Raw genomic sequence first — 14636 nt, 5'->3', positions numbered from 1 at the left:
CCATTATCGGCAGACTCATCGGCTGGCGATAGCCTGGGCTTGCAACAGCCAGGTTTCGCGCTGACCGGCGCTGGACCCCAGAACCGGCCCGAAGGTGAGCGTGCGCTGAGGTTCGATGCCGCAAAACGCCAGGGTGGTTTTGCGCATTTGATGCAGGCCGGGCATGCGGTAGATCCAGCGGTAGTACCAGGGTGGCGTGTCCATGGTCACGAGTAGATGCGCGCTGCGGCCATGCAGCAATTTGTCGGGAAAGGCTTTGCCTTCGCGATATTTGAAGGCGAAGCCCGGAAGCAACACCCGATCAAGAAAACCCTTGAGCAAGGCCGGTACGCCACCCCACCAGATCGGATAGACCAGGGTCAGGTGTTCGGCCCACAGAATGTCCGCCTGAGCACGGCGCAAGTCGGCTTCCAGCGGCTGCACCTGCTGATAGCCTTCGCGCAGCACCGGGTCGAAATTCATTTTTCCTAGAAACAACTGGCGCACCTCATGCCCGGCACGCAACGACGATTGTGCGTAGCGTTCGGCAAGTGCGCCGCAGAAACTGTTGCTCGAAGGATGACCGAGGATCACCAGAATTCGTTTGCTCATCGTAGCTGTCCCTGAAGATGAAACTTCAAGGGTAAAGTCTGCCCCTCAGGGGAGAGTCAAGGCGTTCAGCAAGGCCTGGGCATAACCGGGCAGCACGGCGAAGTCCCGGGCGCACAGCAACAGTTTGCGTCGGGCCCACGGTTCTTTCAGTGCGATGCTTTTGAACGGTGTCTCTGCCGACCAGCGTTCGACCGCCGCCAAGGGCACGATCGCCAGCCCGGCACCTCGGGCGACCATGCGTATCACACCATCGAAACCATCGGCACGGATGCGGATTTGCATCCGTAAGCCGCTGTGCAGGGCTTGTTCTTCCAGGTACACGGCCAGGGCGCTGTTGGCGTTCAGGCCGACGTAATCATGATGCAAGGTGGTGCTGAAATTTAACGGTCCGGTGTCGGCCAAGGGGTGATCACACGGCAGGATCAACACCAGAGGGTCGTCACGGAAATAGCGGGTCTGAAGGCCCTCGGTATCCACGGCGTCGGACACAATGCCCAGGTCCGCCGCACCCTGACGCAAGGCGTGGGTGATGCGCGCGCTGGGCAGCTCTTGCAGGTCGATGTCGAGGTTCGGATGGTCGCGCAGAAAGTCTGCCAGCAACTCCGGCAGGTACTCGGTGATCGCTGTGGTGTTGCACAACAACCGCACCTGGCCTTTGACCCCTTTGGCGTATTCGGCCAGGTCCTGCTGCATGCGCTCGACCTGTTGTAGTAGGAGTCGAGCGTGTTGCGCCAACGCTTTGCCGGCCGGCGTCGGCGTTACGCCGCGACGGCCGCGTTGCAGAAAATCAGTGCCGAGTGAAGATTCCATCGCACGGATTCGTGCGCTCGCCGCTGCCAGGGACAAATGACTACGGGCGGCGCCGGCGGTGATGTTACCGGTGTCGAGAATGTTCAGGTAGAGGTGCAGGTCGGTCAGGTCGAAGTGCATACAGTATCCCGAAGATCGTTCCCATGCTCTGCGTGGGAATGCCTCACTGGACGTTCTGCGTCCGCTTCGGCATATGACGCGGAGCGTCACGGGCTGCATTCCCACGCAGAGCATGGGAACGATAGTGCCTCTTGCTGAGCAAGAGGCAGCCTCAGTATATGGCAGATTTTCAAGGCAACCTTCAGGGCTCACCATAGCCCCATGAATACACTCGCCGCGTTCTACCAAAATCTTGGTTTTTCCCTGTCCTTATTGGTTGTCGCCACCTTCCTGCTGGCCGGGATGATCAAAGGCGTGATCGGCCTCGGCCTGCCAACCATCGCCATGGGCTTGCTCGGTCTGGCTATGGCTCCATCGCAGGCTGCGGCGTTGTTGATCATTCCCGCGACCCTGACCAACGTCTGGCAACTGGCATTCGGCGGTCATTTGCGTGGGCTGCTAAACCGGTTGTGGCCGATGCTGCTGGCGATTTTCATCGGCACGGGCGCCGGCACGCTCTGGATCGGCATGGCCGGTGGACACTGGGTGGTGCGAGGGCTGGGGGCGGCGTTGTTGATTTACGCCTTGAGCGGGTTGTTCCTGCCGATCTTGCGTGTTGGCGGTCGCACCGAGCGTTGGCTCGGTCCGCTGTGCGGTGTGCTGACGGGCATCATCACCTCGGCCACCGGCGTCTTCGTGATTCCGGCGGTGCCTTATCTGCAAGCGTTGGGCTTGAGCAAGGATGAACTGGTGCAGGCGCTGGGCCTGTCATTCACCGTCTCGACCCTCGCGTTGGCCGCCGGCCTGTCATGGCGCGGCGCCCTCGGCGGTGGCGAGTTGAGTGCGTCACTGCTGGCGCTGATTCCGGCGGTGCTCGGCATGCTGCTGGGGCAATGGCTACGCCAGCGGATCAGCGCTGTGTTGTTCAAGCGTGTGTTCTTCATCGGCCTCGGCGTGCTCGGCGGCCACCTACTGATCAGCGGCTAGCGGACGAAGTGCTGAGCATCTCGATCGGGCGGATATCGAAATCCCGTTCCAGATATTCCATGCGCATGTCGAGGAACTGCTTCATGTGCGGCAGGTTCGAGTGCACGTCCAGATGGGCCTGGGACTGCCAGATCTCGTAGAAGATAAACAGCGTCGGGTCCTGTTTGTCTCGCAGCATGTGGTACTCGATGCAGCCGGGTTCGGCGCGACTCGGTTCGACATAGGCACGGAAGAACGCTTCGAAGGCCTGGGCTTTTTCCGGGCGGGTCTTGGCGTGCAGGATGAAGCCTTGCAGTTCGCTCATCAGGTTGTCCTTGAAAGTCAGAGTCGGTGCAAATTTACGGCAACAATCCACTATCGATTCGTGCGTATTGGTCAAATGATTTTTGCTGATTGAGCGCTTATTCCACGCGAGTCGACTCGCTACTCTGCCGCCATCGAATTTCAACCTTGCGAGACTTCTCATGAAAAAAGTCCTGTTGCTCAATGGCGGCAAAAAGTTTGCCCACTCCGATGGTCGCTACAACACGACGTTGCACGAAGCGGCGCTGAGCGTGCTGGATCGCGGCGGTGTGGACGTAAAAGCCACGTTCATCGACGAGGGATATGACGTCGCGGAGGAAGTCGCCAAGTTCCTCTGGGCCGATGTGATCATTTATCAGATGCCCGGCTGGTGGATGGGCGCGCCGTGGACAGTCAAGAAGTACGTCGATGAAGTCTTCACCGAAGGCCATGGCAGCCTCTACGCCAGCGATGGCCGCACGCGTTCCGATGCGTCGCAGAAGTACGGCAGCGGCGGTTTGCTGCACGGTAAAAAATACATGCTGTCGCTGACCTGGAACGCGCCGCAGCAAGCCTTCGACGACCCAACCGACTTCTTCGAAGCCAAAGGCGTGGACGCGGTGTACTTCCCGTTTCACAAAGCCAACACCTTCCTTGGTATGACCGGTTTGCCGACCTTCTTGTGCGTGGATGTGATGAAACGCCCGAACGTCGAGGCTGATGTGGAGCGTTATGAGCAGCACTTGAGCGAGGTGTTTGGCCTTAAGGCATAACGCTCAGCTACTATCGAAAGTCTGAGCCTGTGGCGAGTTGGCTTGCCCCAATGCCAGTTAGTCATGCGCAATCCATGTGGGAGCGGGCTTGCTCGCGAAGGCGATTTATCATTCAACATTAATATCGACTGATGCACCGCTTTCGCGAGCAAGCCCGCTCCCACAGGTTCCGCACTTTGGCTGGCATTAGGGTAAGCCCCTCGCCACAGTAGAACGGCGCAGGACAATCGATAAGGGACACCCGTGAAAGCCAGATCCGATGAGTTGCAGATTTTCGTCTGCGTAATTGAATGCGGGTCGATTTCAGCTGCCGCCGAACAGGTCGGGCAAACGCCGTCGGCGGTCAGTCGCACGTTGTCGCGACTGGAGGCCAAGCTCGACACCACGCTGATCAACCGCACCACGCGGCGCATGGACCTGACCGAAGAGGGCAAATACTTTTTCGAACACGCCAAGCTGATTCTCGATCAGATGGACGAGCTCGAAGAACGCCTGTCCTCACGCCAGCAAACCCCTCCGGGCGTCTGCGAATCAATGCCGCGTCGCCGTTCATGCTGCACGCCATCGTGCCCTACATCGATGAGTTCCGCCGTCTCTACCCGGACATCCAGCTCGAACTCAACAGCAATGACCTGATCATCGACCTGCTCGAACAGAGTACCGACATCGCCATCCGCATCGGCACGCTGGCCGACTCGACCCTGCACGCTCGCTCGCTGGGTTGCAGCCCGCTGCACATCGTCGCCAGCCCGGCGTATCTGGAGCAACACGGCGTTCCGGCCGAGGTTGCCGATCTGGCCGAACATACGCTGTTGGGTTTCACCCAGAACGAAGGCCTCAACCAATGGCCGTTGCGCTATGTCCATGGTGATCGCTGGCCAATCCAGGCGTCGATCAGTGCGTCCAGCGGCGAGACGATCAGGCACCTGGCGCTGGCAGGGCAGGGCATCGCCTGCCTGTCGCACTTCATGACCATCGACGACATCCGCGCCGGTCGCTTGCAGGTGCTGCTGGCGGAGTTCAACAGCGGATATCGCCAACCGATCAACGCGGTGTACTACCGCAACTCGCAACTTGCCTTACGGATTCAGTGCTTCCTGGACTTCATCCAGGGCAAATTGGCGGCTTATGCGATTGCGGATTTCAAGGGCTGATTCGTAGACCGCGTCATCGTTCTTCGCGAGCAAGCCCGCTCCCACACTGGACTTGCGTCGATTCACGATGATGGGGACGACACAGGACCAATGTGGGAGCGGGCTTGCTCGCGAAAGCGTTTTTGGCGGCCCATTCACTGGCCGGCTTGCCCTCAATTCCGTAACATCCGCCCTCTCTTCTCCCGCCTGTATTTTTAGGTAAGCCATGAAACCCAAACGTCTGCGTGCCGATGTCCTGGCCGGACTCACGACCTCTTTCGCCCTGTTGCCCGAATGCATCGCCTTCGCGCTGGTGGCCCACCTCAATCCGTTGATGGGGCTTTACGGCGCTTTCATCATCTGCACCCTGACTGCGCTGTTTGGTGGGCGGCCGGGGATGGTGTCTGGCGCCGCCGGATCGATGGCCGTGGTGATTGTCGCGCTGGTGGTGCAGCACGGCGTGCAGTACTTGCTGGCGACTGTGTTGCTGGGCGGGTTGATCATGCTGGCGTTCGGTCTGTTGAGGCTGGGCAAACTGGTGCGCATGGTGCCGCACCCGGTGATGCTCGGCTTTGTCAACGGCCTGGCGATCGTCATCGCCCTGTCCCAGCTCGAGCACTTCAAAAGTGGTGAAGCGTGGTTGAGTGGCTCGGCGCTGTACCTGATGATCGGGCTGGTGGCGCTGACGATGGCCATCGTCTACCTGATGCCGCGCCTGACACGTGCCGTGCCGCCAGCACTGGTGGCGATTCTGGGCGTTGGGCTGGCGGTGTATCTGCTCGGTCTGCCGACCCGAACCCTGGGCGACATGGCGCACATTGCCGGTGGCTTGCCGGTTCTTGCGCTGCCAGACATCCCCTGGAGCCTGGACACCCTGTCCATCATCGGCCCTTACGCGATATTGATGGCGATGGTCGGTTTGCTGGAAACCCTGTTGACCCTGAGCCTGACCGACGAAGTCACCGAGAGCCGTGGCTACCCGGATCGCGAGTGCGTGGCATTGGGTGCTGCCAATATAGTGTCTGGTGTATTCGGCGGGATGGGCGGCTGCGCCATGATCGGACAAACCGTGATCAACCTCAGCTCCGGTGGTCGTGGTCGACTATCCGGTGCAGTGGCCGGAATGATGATTCTGCTGTTCATCCTGTTTCTGTCGCCGCTGATCGAGCGTATCCCGCTGGCCGCACTGGTCGGGGTGATGTTCGTGGTGTCGCAGCAGACCTTCGCCTGGGCCTCGTTGCGGGTGCTGAACAAGGTGCCGTTCAACGATGTCCTGGTGATCATCGCGGTGACGGTCATTACGGTGTTCACCGATCTGGCCATCGCCGTGTTGTGCGGGATCATCATTGCGGCGCTCAACTTTGCCTGGCAACAGGCTCGCGAGCTGTATGCCGACATTCATCAGGAAAGCGACGGCAGCAAACTCTACCGCCTGCATGGCACCCTGTTTTTCGCTTCTACCACGCCATTTCTCAACCAGTTCGATCCCGCCAATGACCCGGCCCAGGTGACCCTTGATTGTCGCCATCTGAGCTTCGTCGATTACTCGGCCATCGCCGCGCTGAAGACCTTGCGCGAGCGCTACGCCAAGGCTGGCAAGCAGCTACGTGTTCTGCATTTGTCCGAACGCTGCAAGAAACTGCTCAAGCGCGCCAGCGAGCATCACGACTGAAATCGGGCTGCAAGTGATCGTTCCCTCGCTCTGCGTGGGAATGCCTCACCGGACGCTCTGCGTCCGCTTCGGCATGTGACGCAGAGCGTCACGGGCTGCATTCCCACGCAGAGCGTGGGAACGATCAACGATGGTAGGCGGATGAAAGTTCCACTATCGAATTTTCATAACTCACGACCTTCCATACCTCTGTACGACATCCCTTATCCCTCCACGAAAATTACTTTCACTTCGTTTGAAAGTAGCTCGTCGAAATGATTTATGAGTTTCACAACCCATTCGACGTGACCCTTTCGAGGAGTACCGCATGACACTTTCCTTCGGCTATTGGCTGCTGGTTTATGCCGCCATCGCCATCATTGCGCTGATCGTTCTGATCGCCCGTTACCGGCTTAATCCCTTCATCGTCATCACGCTGGTATCTATCGGTTTGGCACTGTTGGCCGGGATGCCGCCGTCGGGTGTGGTGGGGGCGTATGAGGCCGGGGTTGGCAAGACGCTGGGGCACATTGCGCTGGTGGTGGCGCTGGGCACGATGCTCGGCAAGATGATGGCCGAGTCTGGCGGCGCCGAGCAGGTGGCGCGCACGTTGATCGACCGTTTCGGTGAGAAAAACGCGCATTGGGCGATGGTGTGTATCGCCTTTCTTGTAGGACTGCCGTTGTTCTTCGAGGTCGGTTTTGTCTTGCTGGTGCCCATCGCGTTCACCGTGGCGCGGCGGGTAGGTGTGTCGATTCTGATGGTCGGCTTGCCGATGGTCGCGGGGCTCTCGGTGGTCCATGCGCTGGTACCGCCGCACCCGGCGGCGATGCTGGCGGTGCAGGTCTATCAGGCGTCGGTGGGGCAGACCTTGCTTTACGCGATTCTAATCGGCATTCCGACCGCGATCATCGCCGGTCCGCTCTATGCCAAACTCATCGTGCCGCGCATTCAACTGCCGGCGGATAACCCTTTGGAGCGCCAGTTCCTGGAGCGTGAACCGCGCGATAGCCTGCCCGGTTTCGGCATCACCATGGCAACCATTCTGTTGCCGGTGGTGCTGATGTTGATCGGTGGTTGGGCCAATCTGATTTCCACCCCAGGCAGCGGCTTCAACCAGTTTCTGTTGTTCATCGGCAACTCGGTGATTGCCTTGCTGTTGGCGACGTTGCTGAGTTTCTGGACCCTCGGCCTGGCCCAGGGCTTCAACCGCGAATCGATCCTCAAGTTCACCAATGAATGTCTGGCGCCGACCGCCAGCATCACCTTGCTGGTAGGCGCCGGCGGTGGCTTGAACCGGATTCTGGTGGACGCTGGTGTCACCAATCAGATCGTCAGCCTGGCCGCTGAATTCCAGCTGTCGCCGCTGTTGATGGGCTGGCTGTTCGCCGCGTTGATGCGCATCGCCACCGGTTCCGCCACGGTAGCCATGACCACCGCTTCAGGGATTGTTGCGCCGGTAGCCGTTGGTCTGGGTTATCCCCACCCGGAGTTGTTGGTGCTGGCGACGGGGGCGGGGTCGGTTATCTTTTCCCACGTCAACGACGGCGGCTTCTGGTTGATCAAGGAATACTTCAACATGACGGTCACCCAGACCTTCAAGACCTGGACGGTGCTCGAGACCATCATCTCGGTGGTCGCCTTTGGTTTGACCGTAGGTCTTTCTTACCTGCTTTAGTCGGAGTCATCCGCCATGGACATCCTCTATCAGATCCGCGCCCGTCAGGATTCCTTCAGCGCTGGTGAAGGACGCATCGCTCGGCTGATGCTCGACGACGTAGGATTTGCCGCCTCCGCCAGCCTCGACGAGCTGGCGCAGCGGGCGGAAGTCAGCACCGCCACGTTGTCGCGTTTTGCCCGTACCGTCGGCTGCCGCGACCTGCGGGATTTACGCCTGCAACTGGCCCAGGCCAGCGGTGTCGGCAGTCGCTTTCTCGACCCGGCGGGCACGCCTGAACAGTCGGCGTTCTACGGACAGATCGTCGGCGATATCGAGTCGATCTTGCGTCAGCACCTGTCGGCGTTCGATGAGTCGCGCTTCGCCGATGCGGTGAAACTGCTGGGCAAGCCGCGGATGATTCACGCCTTCGGCATGGGCGGCTGCTCGACCTTGTGCAGTGAAGAGCTGCAAGTGCGGCTGGTGCGCCTCGGCTACCCGATTGCGGTGTGCCACGATCCGGTGATGATGCGCATCACCGCCGCCAGCCTCGGTGCCGAACACGCAGTCATCGCCTGTTCGCTGACTGGCATTACCCCCGAGCTGCTCGAAACAGTGGAACTGGCTCGCAGCTACGGCGCCCGAATTCTCGCGATCACCCGGGCTGACTCGCCGCTGGCGCAACTGGCCGATGTGCTGTTACCGCTGCAAAGCGCCGAGACTTCTTTCATCTACAAACCCACGGCGGCGCGCTACGGCATGCTGCTGGCCATCGACGTGCTCGCTACCGAGCTGGCGCTGGCCAGTCCTGAAGACAATCAAGAACGTCTGCGGCGGATCAAACTGGCCCTGGACGACTACCGCGGCGGCGACGATCACTTGCCGCTGGGAGACTGACATGACGTACGACACGCTGATCCGCAACGCGCTGATTATCGATGGCAGCAACACCCCCGGTTACCTCGCTGATGTGGCGATTCTGAACGGTCGCATCGAGCGTATCGGCGACTTGCACGACGCTCGCGCCATCGAAGAAATCGACGCGGCCGGAAGGGTGTTGGCCCCAGGTTTCATCGACGTGCACACCCACGATGACACGGTGGTGATCCGTCAGCCGCAGATGCTGCCCAAGCTCAGCCAAGGCGTGACCACGGTGATCGTCGGCAACTGCGGGATCAGCGCATCGCCAGTGAGTTTGCGTGGCGAGCCGCCGGACCCGATGAACCTGCTCGGCACCGCAGCGGCGTTCGTTTATCCGCGCTTCAGCGACTATCGCGCGGCTGTTGAAGCGGCGAATACCACGCTGAACGTGGCCGCATTAGTGGGGCACACCGCATTGCGTAGCAATCACTTGGACGACCTGTTTCGCACCGCCACCGCCGATGAAATCAGCGCGATGCGCGGGCAATTGCGCGACAGTCTTGAGGCCGGTGCCTTGGGTTTATCCACAGGCCTGGCGTATGCCAACGCCTTCTGCGCTTCCACCGACGAAGTGATGCAATTGACCGAAGAGCTGACGGCATTCGGCGCGGTTTACACCACCCATTTGCGCAGTGAATTCGAACCGGTGCTGGAGGCCATGGACGAAGCGTTCCAGATCGGTCGCCACGCGAAAGCGCCGGTGATTATTTCCCACCTCAAATGTGCAGGCGCCGGTAACTGGGGGCGTAGCCCGCAACTGTTGGCGTCCCTCGAACACGCCGCGGAAACCCATCCGGTGGGCTGCGATTGTTATCCCTATGCGGCGAGCTCTTCGACCCTGGACCTAAAGCAAGTCACCGACGCCCATCGCATCACCATCACCTGGTCCACGCCACATCCACAAATGGGTGGCCGGGATTTGATCGACATCGCCGCCGAGTGGGACGTGCCGTTACTTGAGGCCGCGCGCCGACTGCAACCGGCTGGGGCGGTGTATTACGGCATGGACGAAACCGACGTACGAAGAATCCTTGCGCACCCGCTTTCGATGGTCGGCTCCGACGGCTTGCCGGAAGACCCGTTTCCTCATCCACGGTTGTGGGGCGCATTCCCACGAGTGCTCGGACATTTCAGTCGCGACGTCGGGCTTTTTCCGCTGCACACCGCTGTACACAAAATGACCGGGCTGTCGGCAGCGCGGTTTGGCTTGAAGGAACGCGGCGAGATTCGCGAAGGGTATTGGGCGGATCTGGTGCTGTTCGATCCAGCGACGATTCGCGATGTGGCGGACTTCAACGATCCGCAACGGGCGGCGGAAGGGATTGATGGGGTGTGGGTCAATGGTGTCTTGAGTTACAGCGAAGGTCAGGCGAACGGAAGAAGAGAAGGACGGTTTCTGGCGCGGGAAGGGGATTTGCGTGAAGGGTTTCGGTGATCGGTGAAGCCGAAAAAATCGCAGTCCCTGCAGGAGCTGGCGAAGGCTCGGACCGCGTTCGGACGATCTTTTGATTTACGTCCGGTGATGGCACTGCGGCATTAAAGAATCCCGCAACCAAGCCGAAGCGCTGACATCCAGCCCAGCTACACTCTGGGCCTTTTCAGTCTGGGAGCAACTTCATGAGCTTCGGCAAAACCACCCCGATCCTGCGGATTTTCGATGAAACCAAGGCATTGGAGTTCTACGTCGACTTCCTGGGGTTCAAGATCGACTGGCAGCATCGCTTCGAAACAAACTTTCCGCTGTACCTGCAAATCTCTCGCGGCGAATGTGTACTGCACCTGTCCGAACACCACGGCGACAGCACACCGGGCTCGGCGTTGCGCATCGAGACCGATGAACTGGAGGCGTTCCAACAGCAATTGCTGGCCAAGGAATATTCTTTCGCTCGCCCACAGATTCAGGCGATGCCGTGGGGCAGCCAGGATATGACGGTGACCGATCCGTTCGGGAATCGGTTGGTGTTTAGCAATGCGATTAGTGTCTGAGGCCGTTCGGTAGCTCTGCGGGTTTTGATTAGGCAAGGTGTGGTAGCCGCAATCAATGATTTCATTGATTGCAGGAGGCATCATGGCCAGCATCACGATTCGAAACCTGGACGATCAGATCAAGGAACAGCTGCGTATCGCCGCAGCTCACAATGGGCATTCGATGGAAGAGGAGGCTCGCCTGATTCTTGGTCGAGCTCTGGCTACCGTTGATCGCGCGGGAGGGTTGGGTAGCCGAATCCGCAACAGGTTCAAAGCCAGCGGTGGGGTTGAGCTCGATCTTCCCTCGCGTCACGAGAAAGCGACAGCGGTGGATTTCTCCGAATGATAGTGCTCGATACCAATGTTCTTTCAGAGTTCATGCGGGTCGAGCCTGACGCTCAACTGCTTGCCTGGGTTGATGCACAACCGGCGATGGAACTGGCAATCAGTGCTGTCACCGTGGCAGAAATTCTCCATGGCATTGCCCGACTTCCATTCGGTAAGCGCAAACAGAAACTTGAAGCTCATGCAATGGTGATGTTCGAAGAGGACTTTGCCGGAAGGATTTTGCCTTTTGATGCCCATGCCGCGGTGGAGTACGCGATGCTGGTAGCGGGCTCTGAAGCAAATTGTCGAGCGGCGTCGATGGCTGATGCGCAAATAGCGGCAATCTGCCGAAGTCACGGAGCACCCATTGCCACTCGCAATGTTCGGGACTTCGAATTTTCCCGGGATTGAGGTGATCAATCCGTGGGAAGCCTGAATAACTCTGGTGATCGGTAGATCGCCTTCGCGGGCAAGCCTCGCTCCTACAGGTTGAGTGAGTAACCTGTAGGAGCGAGGCTTGCCCGCGAATGGATCTGTCATTCAGCGTCGACTTAACGTCAAACCCGGAAGTGACTCACCATCATCTGCAACTGATTGCCCAACCGCGCCAGCTCAACGCTGGACGCAGCGGTTTCGTCGCTGGCGGCAGCGGTCTGTTCGGACACGTCGCGTACGTTGATGATGCTGCGGCTGATCTCTTCGGCCACGGCACTTTGTTGCTCGGCGGCGGCAGCGATCTGCTGGTTCATCGACTGGATGTTCGACACCGTGCGGGTGATGTTTTCCAGTGACACGCCGGCCTTGCGGGTCAGCGCGACACTGCTGTCGGTCAGGGCGCGGCTGTTGTTCATCACGGCCGACACTTGTTGGGTGCCGTTCTGCAGACCAGCTACCAGGCCTTCGATTTCTTCGGTGGATTTCTGCGTGCGCTGGGCCAGGCCGCGAACTTCGTCGGCCACCACGGCAAAACCACGACCGGCTTCACCGGCACGGGCTGCTTCGATGGCGGCGTTGAGGGCCAGCAAGTTGGTCTGCTCGGCCACGGCTTTGATCACATCCATGACGCTGCCGATCTTGTCGCTTTCCTTCTGCAACACGCTCATGGCCTCGGTGGAGCGCGCCACTTCGCTGGCCAGGCGCTCGATCTGGGCGATGGCTTCGTTGACCACTTTATCGCCTTCGCGTGCTTCGCCGTCAGCGGCGGCTGCGGCCTGGGACGCTTCTTCAGCGTTGCGCGCGACTTCCTGCACCGTGGCAGTCATCTCGTGCATGGCAGTGGCCACCTGATCGGTCTCGATCTTCTGGCTGTTGACCCCGGCGCTGGTTTGCTCGGTCACCGCCGACAGTTCTTCGGCGGCGCTGGCGATCTGGGTGACGCCATCACGGATACCGCTGATCAAATCGCGCAGGGTCACACCCATGCGCGCGATGCCTTGTTGCAACACGCCGAGTTCGTCGCGGCGGGTCACTTTGACGTCCTGGGACAAGTCGCCACTGGCGATGCGCTCGACCACGGCCAGGGTGTCGCGTAACGGGCCGGTGATCTGACGGGTGATAATCACGGCGGCGATGATGCCCACCAGCAACGCCAGCAACGTGCTGATCAGTTGCAGTGTGCGGGCCTGGGCGCTTTCGACGTCACGACGGTCAAGTTGGATCTGATACAGCTGATCGCTCAGGGTCACGATGGTCGCGCCTTGTTCGGTCATTTCCTTGCGCGCCTGCACCGCATCGGTATTGGCGGCTTTATACGCTTGCAAGGCGCTGCGGTAGTTGCTCAGCGCGGTTTCCAGCTGACGCAGAGCATCTTGCTGAGTTTCTGCAAAAAGCACGTTGAGCTGTTTCAGGCTGTCGATGGCCGTGTCCAGTTGGCCGACGGCTTTTTGCTCGGTCTCGGCGTTGGTGCTGGCGGTGTAGCCACGCACTTCGTAGCGAGCCAGGATGAACGCTTCCTTGGCCGCGGTGATGGCCTGGAACTGTTCGAAGCGTTGGTCGCTCAGGGGCATTTGCTGCACGCGGGTGCTGATCGCGTCGATCAACTTGCTGGCGGTTTCAGCATTGGCGCCCATGGCGTCGCGGGCGCTGTTACCGGTGCGGTAGGCGCTGCGCATTTTGTTCAGGGATATCTGGTAAGCGCTGATGGTTGCGCTCTGCTCTTTGAGCAGCTTGAGGTTTTCCGGGCTCTTGAAACTCGACAGCAACGCTTGTTGCTGAGCGACGAAACTGTCGAGGGTGGTCTGCACATTCTGTGCGGCAGTTTCATCGCCGTTGGTCAGCATGTATTGCAGGCGAACCACGCGCAGCTTGGTCAGGCCAGCGTTTAGCTGAGTGATATCGCTCATCCAGTTGCTGCGGTCAATCAACCCGCCCAGGCTTGTCCAGCCGGTCAGAGCGAGGACGCAGGTCAGTGCCAGGACCAGGCCGAATCCCAGGCCCAGTTTCAGGTTCACGCTGATATTACCGAACCAGTTATTCATCAATATTCCTCCAGGAACGTTGTGTTTCTTGATCGTCGGTTGGCTGGAAGATTGTTGTTTTAAGAGCCAGCAAGGGGTAGCAGGTCTGTATCGGCAGTAATGCCGAGAGCTGAAAGGATTTTGCTGGACGGATTCTGTAACAAGATTTTTTTGGCGGGTCTTAAGCTTTTTTTCACATGGGTTTCACCAGCTGCCGACGCGCGCCTCTTTACCCTCGCGGCATCGAATGACAATGGGTGCATGCCGGCGAGGAGGCTTGATGTGGAATTGAGACTGAGTCTGTTCGGGATAAAACGCTCGATTGATGTGAGCCGTTTGGCCCGGTATCGAAACGCCGCAGTCGTGCTAGTGTCTGCCTTGTTGGTTATTCCGTTGACGGTTTGGCTGTTGCGGCCCGCTGCTGTGCCGGACTTGGCCCATGGCAATGTAATGGGGGCCCGAGCGTTGACGGCCGGTTGGGCCAAGGGCGACATGATCGTGCTGGTCCGTCACGTCGAGCGCTGCGATCACTCCACCGCGGCCTGTCTGATCGGCAACGATGGCATTACGGATCGCTCGCGTAGCGTGGCAGTGCGTGTCGGCGCGCAGTTCGAGCATTTGGGCCTGGATCGGGCCGACATCTACAACAGCCCGGTGATGCGCACGGCGCAAACGGCCGGTTACATGTTCAACAAGGTCAGCGTCGGCGAAGACTGGTTGGTCCACTGCAGAGGCAGCATGCTGAGAGATGCCTTGGCGCACAAGGTGGCCGGACGCAACCTGATCCTGGTGACCCATAGCGAATGCATGTCGCAACTGGAACAAGACCTCAAGTTACCGACCGCCACCCTCGGCTACGGCGCCTCTCTGTTTATCTCCGCTGAAAAGCCTGGGGCACCGCGCATGCTCGGTTTCATCGAAGCCTCTGATTGGCACTCGGTGACTACCGAATGAGTTTCTTCATCACTCCTCTGGATCAGA

13 protein-coding genes and 3 pseudogenes are annotated in these 14636 nt (G+C 59.6%); 11 read left to right on the top strand and 5 right to left on the bottom strand.

Annotated elements, in window-relative coordinates:
* Positions 1-15: 15 nt before the first annotated feature.
* Together AB4O41_RS13200 and AB4O41_RS13195 are read right to left on the bottom strand one after the other, a co-directional pair.
* Entirely contained in the window at positions 16-591 is a 576-nt protein-coding gene (locus tag AB4O41_RS13200; RefSeq protein ID WP_460148012.1) for an NAD(P)H-dependent oxidoreductase, read from the bottom strand.
* A gap of 45 nt (positions 592-636) precedes the next feature.
* Positions 637-1521: a LysR substrate-binding domain-containing protein gene (locus AB4O41_RS13195; protein ID WP_460148011.1), complete on the bottom strand. Its 885-nt coding sequence runs from the start codon at positions 1519-1521 to the stop codon at positions 637-639.
* Positions 1522-1722: 201 nt separating this feature from the next.
* Between AB4O41_RS13195 and AB4O41_RS13190 the strand changes: the two genes are divergently transcribed.
* A complete protein-coding gene (locus tag AB4O41_RS13190; RefSeq protein WP_460148010.1) occupies positions 1723-2487 on the top strand; it encodes a sulfite exporter TauE/SafE family protein in 765 nt (254 codons plus the stop codon).
* Here AB4O41_RS13190 and AB4O41_RS13185 read toward each other — a convergent pair.
* Positions 2477-2791 (bottom strand): putative quinol monooxygenase, encoded by a 315-nt coding sequence (locus tag AB4O41_RS13185; RefSeq protein WP_460148009.1) that lies wholly within the window; start codon positions 2789-2791, stop codon positions 2477-2479. The genes AB4O41_RS13190 and AB4O41_RS13185 overlap by 11 nt on opposite strands.
* Before the next feature lie 160 nt (positions 2792-2951).
* Between AB4O41_RS13185 and AB4O41_RS13180 the strand changes: the two genes are divergently transcribed.
* The 9 genes and pseudogenes from AB4O41_RS13180 (at position 2952) to AB4O41_RS13140 (ending at position 11635) form a co-directional block, all read left to right on the top strand.
* Positions 2952-3542 (top strand): NAD(P)H-dependent oxidoreductase, encoded by a 591-nt coding sequence (locus AB4O41_RS13180; protein WP_460148008.1) that lies wholly within the window; start codon positions 2952-2954, stop codon positions 3540-3542.
* Between the two features lie 243 nt (positions 3543-3785).
* Positions 3786-4696 (top strand): annotated as a pseudogene (locus AB4O41_RS13175) (LysR substrate-binding domain-containing protein).
* A gap of 205 nt (positions 4697-4901) precedes the next feature.
* Positions 4902-6347, top strand: a complete 1446-nt coding sequence (locus AB4O41_RS13170) for a SulP family inorganic anion transporter (protein ID WP_460148007.1) — start codon at positions 4902-4904, stop codon at positions 6345-6347.
* Between the two features lie 307 nt (positions 6348-6654).
* Positions 6655-8004, top strand: a complete 1350-nt coding sequence (locus AB4O41_RS13165; protein WP_460148006.1) for a GntT/GntP/DsdX family permease — start codon at positions 6655-6657, stop codon at positions 8002-8004.
* A gap of 15 nt (positions 8005-8019) precedes the next feature.
* Positions 8020-8880, top strand: coding sequence for a MurR/RpiR family transcriptional regulator (locus AB4O41_RS13160; RefSeq protein WP_460148005.1), 861 nt, complete (start codon positions 8020-8022; stop codon positions 8878-8880).
* Position 8881: 1 nt separating this feature from the next.
* Positions 8882-10339, top strand: coding sequence for an N-acyl-D-amino-acid deacylase family protein (locus AB4O41_RS13155; protein ID WP_460148004.1), 1458 nt, complete (start codon positions 8882-8884; stop codon positions 10337-10339).
* A 182-nt stretch (positions 10340-10521) separates the two neighbouring features.
* Positions 10522-10890 (top strand): glyoxalase superfamily protein, encoded by a 369-nt coding sequence (locus tag AB4O41_RS13150; RefSeq protein WP_460148003.1) that lies wholly within the window; start codon positions 10522-10524, stop codon positions 10888-10890.
* Positions 10891-10972: 82 nt separating this feature from the next.
* Positions 10973-11218: a FitA-like ribbon-helix-helix domain-containing protein gene (locus AB4O41_RS13145; RefSeq protein WP_095055567.1), complete on the top strand. Its 246-nt coding sequence runs from the start codon at positions 10973-10975 to the stop codon at positions 11216-11218.
* Positions 11215-11635: pseudogene (locus AB4O41_RS13140) on the top strand (PIN domain-containing protein). The gene AB4O41_RS13145 and the pseudogene AB4O41_RS13140 overlap by 4 nt, the downstream one beginning before the upstream one ends.
* A gap of 121 nt (positions 11636-11756) precedes the next feature.
* Here AB4O41_RS13140 and AB4O41_RS13135 read toward each other — a convergent pair.
* The gene (locus AB4O41_RS13135; protein WP_460148340.1) at positions 11757-12461 is read right to left on the bottom strand and encodes a methyl-accepting chemotaxis protein; all 705 of its coding nucleotides are present in this window, start codon (positions 12459-12461) and stop codon (positions 11757-11759) included.
* Between the two features lie 201 nt (positions 12462-12662).
* A pseudogene (locus AB4O41_RS13130) lies at positions 12663-13541 on the bottom strand (methyl-accepting chemotaxis protein); the annotation flags it as partial.
* A 396-nt stretch (positions 13542-13937) separates the two neighbouring features.
* On the opposite strand from AB4O41_RS13130, the gene pmrG reads away from it, so the two are divergent.
* Positions 13938-14609: a lipopolysaccharide core heptose(II)-phosphate phosphatase PmrG gene (gene pmrG / locus AB4O41_RS13125; RefSeq protein WP_460148002.1), complete on the top strand. Its 672-nt coding sequence runs from the start codon at positions 13938-13940 to the stop codon at positions 14607-14609.
* Positions 14610-14636 lie beyond the last annotated feature (27 nt).

This window comes from Pseudomonas sp. S2_A02, assembly GCF_054668495.1.
Note: the sequence above shows the minus strand (reverse complement) of the source record. Positions and strands in the feature narration are given on the sequence as shown.

What these genes read in the sequence shown, in the direction of transcription:
- AB4O41_RS13200 (WP_460148012.1), bottom strand. Translation starts at nt 591, where the DNA reads ATGAGCAAACGAATTCTGGTGATCCTCGGTCATCCTTCGAGCAACAGT.
- AB4O41_RS13195 (WP_460148011.1), bottom strand. Translation starts at nt 1,521, where the DNA reads ATGCACTTCGACCTGACCGACCTGCACCTCTACCTGAACATTCTCGAC.
- AB4O41_RS13190 (WP_460148010.1), top strand. Translation starts at nt 1,723, where the DNA reads ATGAATACACTCGCCGCGTTCTACCAAAATCTTGGTTTTTCCCTGTCC.
- AB4O41_RS13185 (WP_460148009.1), bottom strand. Translation starts at nt 2,791, where the DNA reads ATGAGCGAACTGCAAGGCTTCATCCTGCACGCCAAGACCCGCCCGGAA.
- AB4O41_RS13180 (WP_460148008.1), top strand. Translation starts at nt 2,952, where the DNA reads ATGAAAAAAGTCCTGTTGCTCAATGGCGGCAAAAAGTTTGCCCACTCC.
- AB4O41_RS13170 (WP_460148007.1), top strand. Translation starts at nt 4,902, where the DNA reads ATGAAACCCAAACGTCTGCGTGCCGATGTCCTGGCCGGACTCACGACC.
- AB4O41_RS13165 (WP_460148006.1), top strand. Translation starts at nt 6,655, where the DNA reads ATGACACTTTCCTTCGGCTATTGGCTGCTGGTTTATGCCGCCATCGCC.
- AB4O41_RS13160 (WP_460148005.1), top strand. Translation starts at nt 8,020, where the DNA reads ATGGACATCCTCTATCAGATCCGCGCCCGTCAGGATTCCTTCAGCGCT.
- AB4O41_RS13155 (WP_460148004.1), top strand. Translation starts at nt 8,882, where the DNA reads ATGACGTACGACACGCTGATCCGCAACGCGCTGATTATCGATGGCAGC.
- AB4O41_RS13150 (WP_460148003.1), top strand. Translation starts at nt 10,522, where the DNA reads ATGAGCTTCGGCAAAACCACCCCGATCCTGCGGATTTTCGATGAAACC.
- AB4O41_RS13145 (WP_095055567.1), top strand. Translation starts at nt 10,973, where the DNA reads ATGGCCAGCATCACGATTCGAAACCTGGACGATCAGATCAAGGAACAG.
- AB4O41_RS13135 (WP_460148340.1), bottom strand. Translation starts at nt 12,461, where the DNA reads ATGACTGCCACGGTGCAGGAAGTCGCGCGCAACGCTGAAGAAGCGTCC.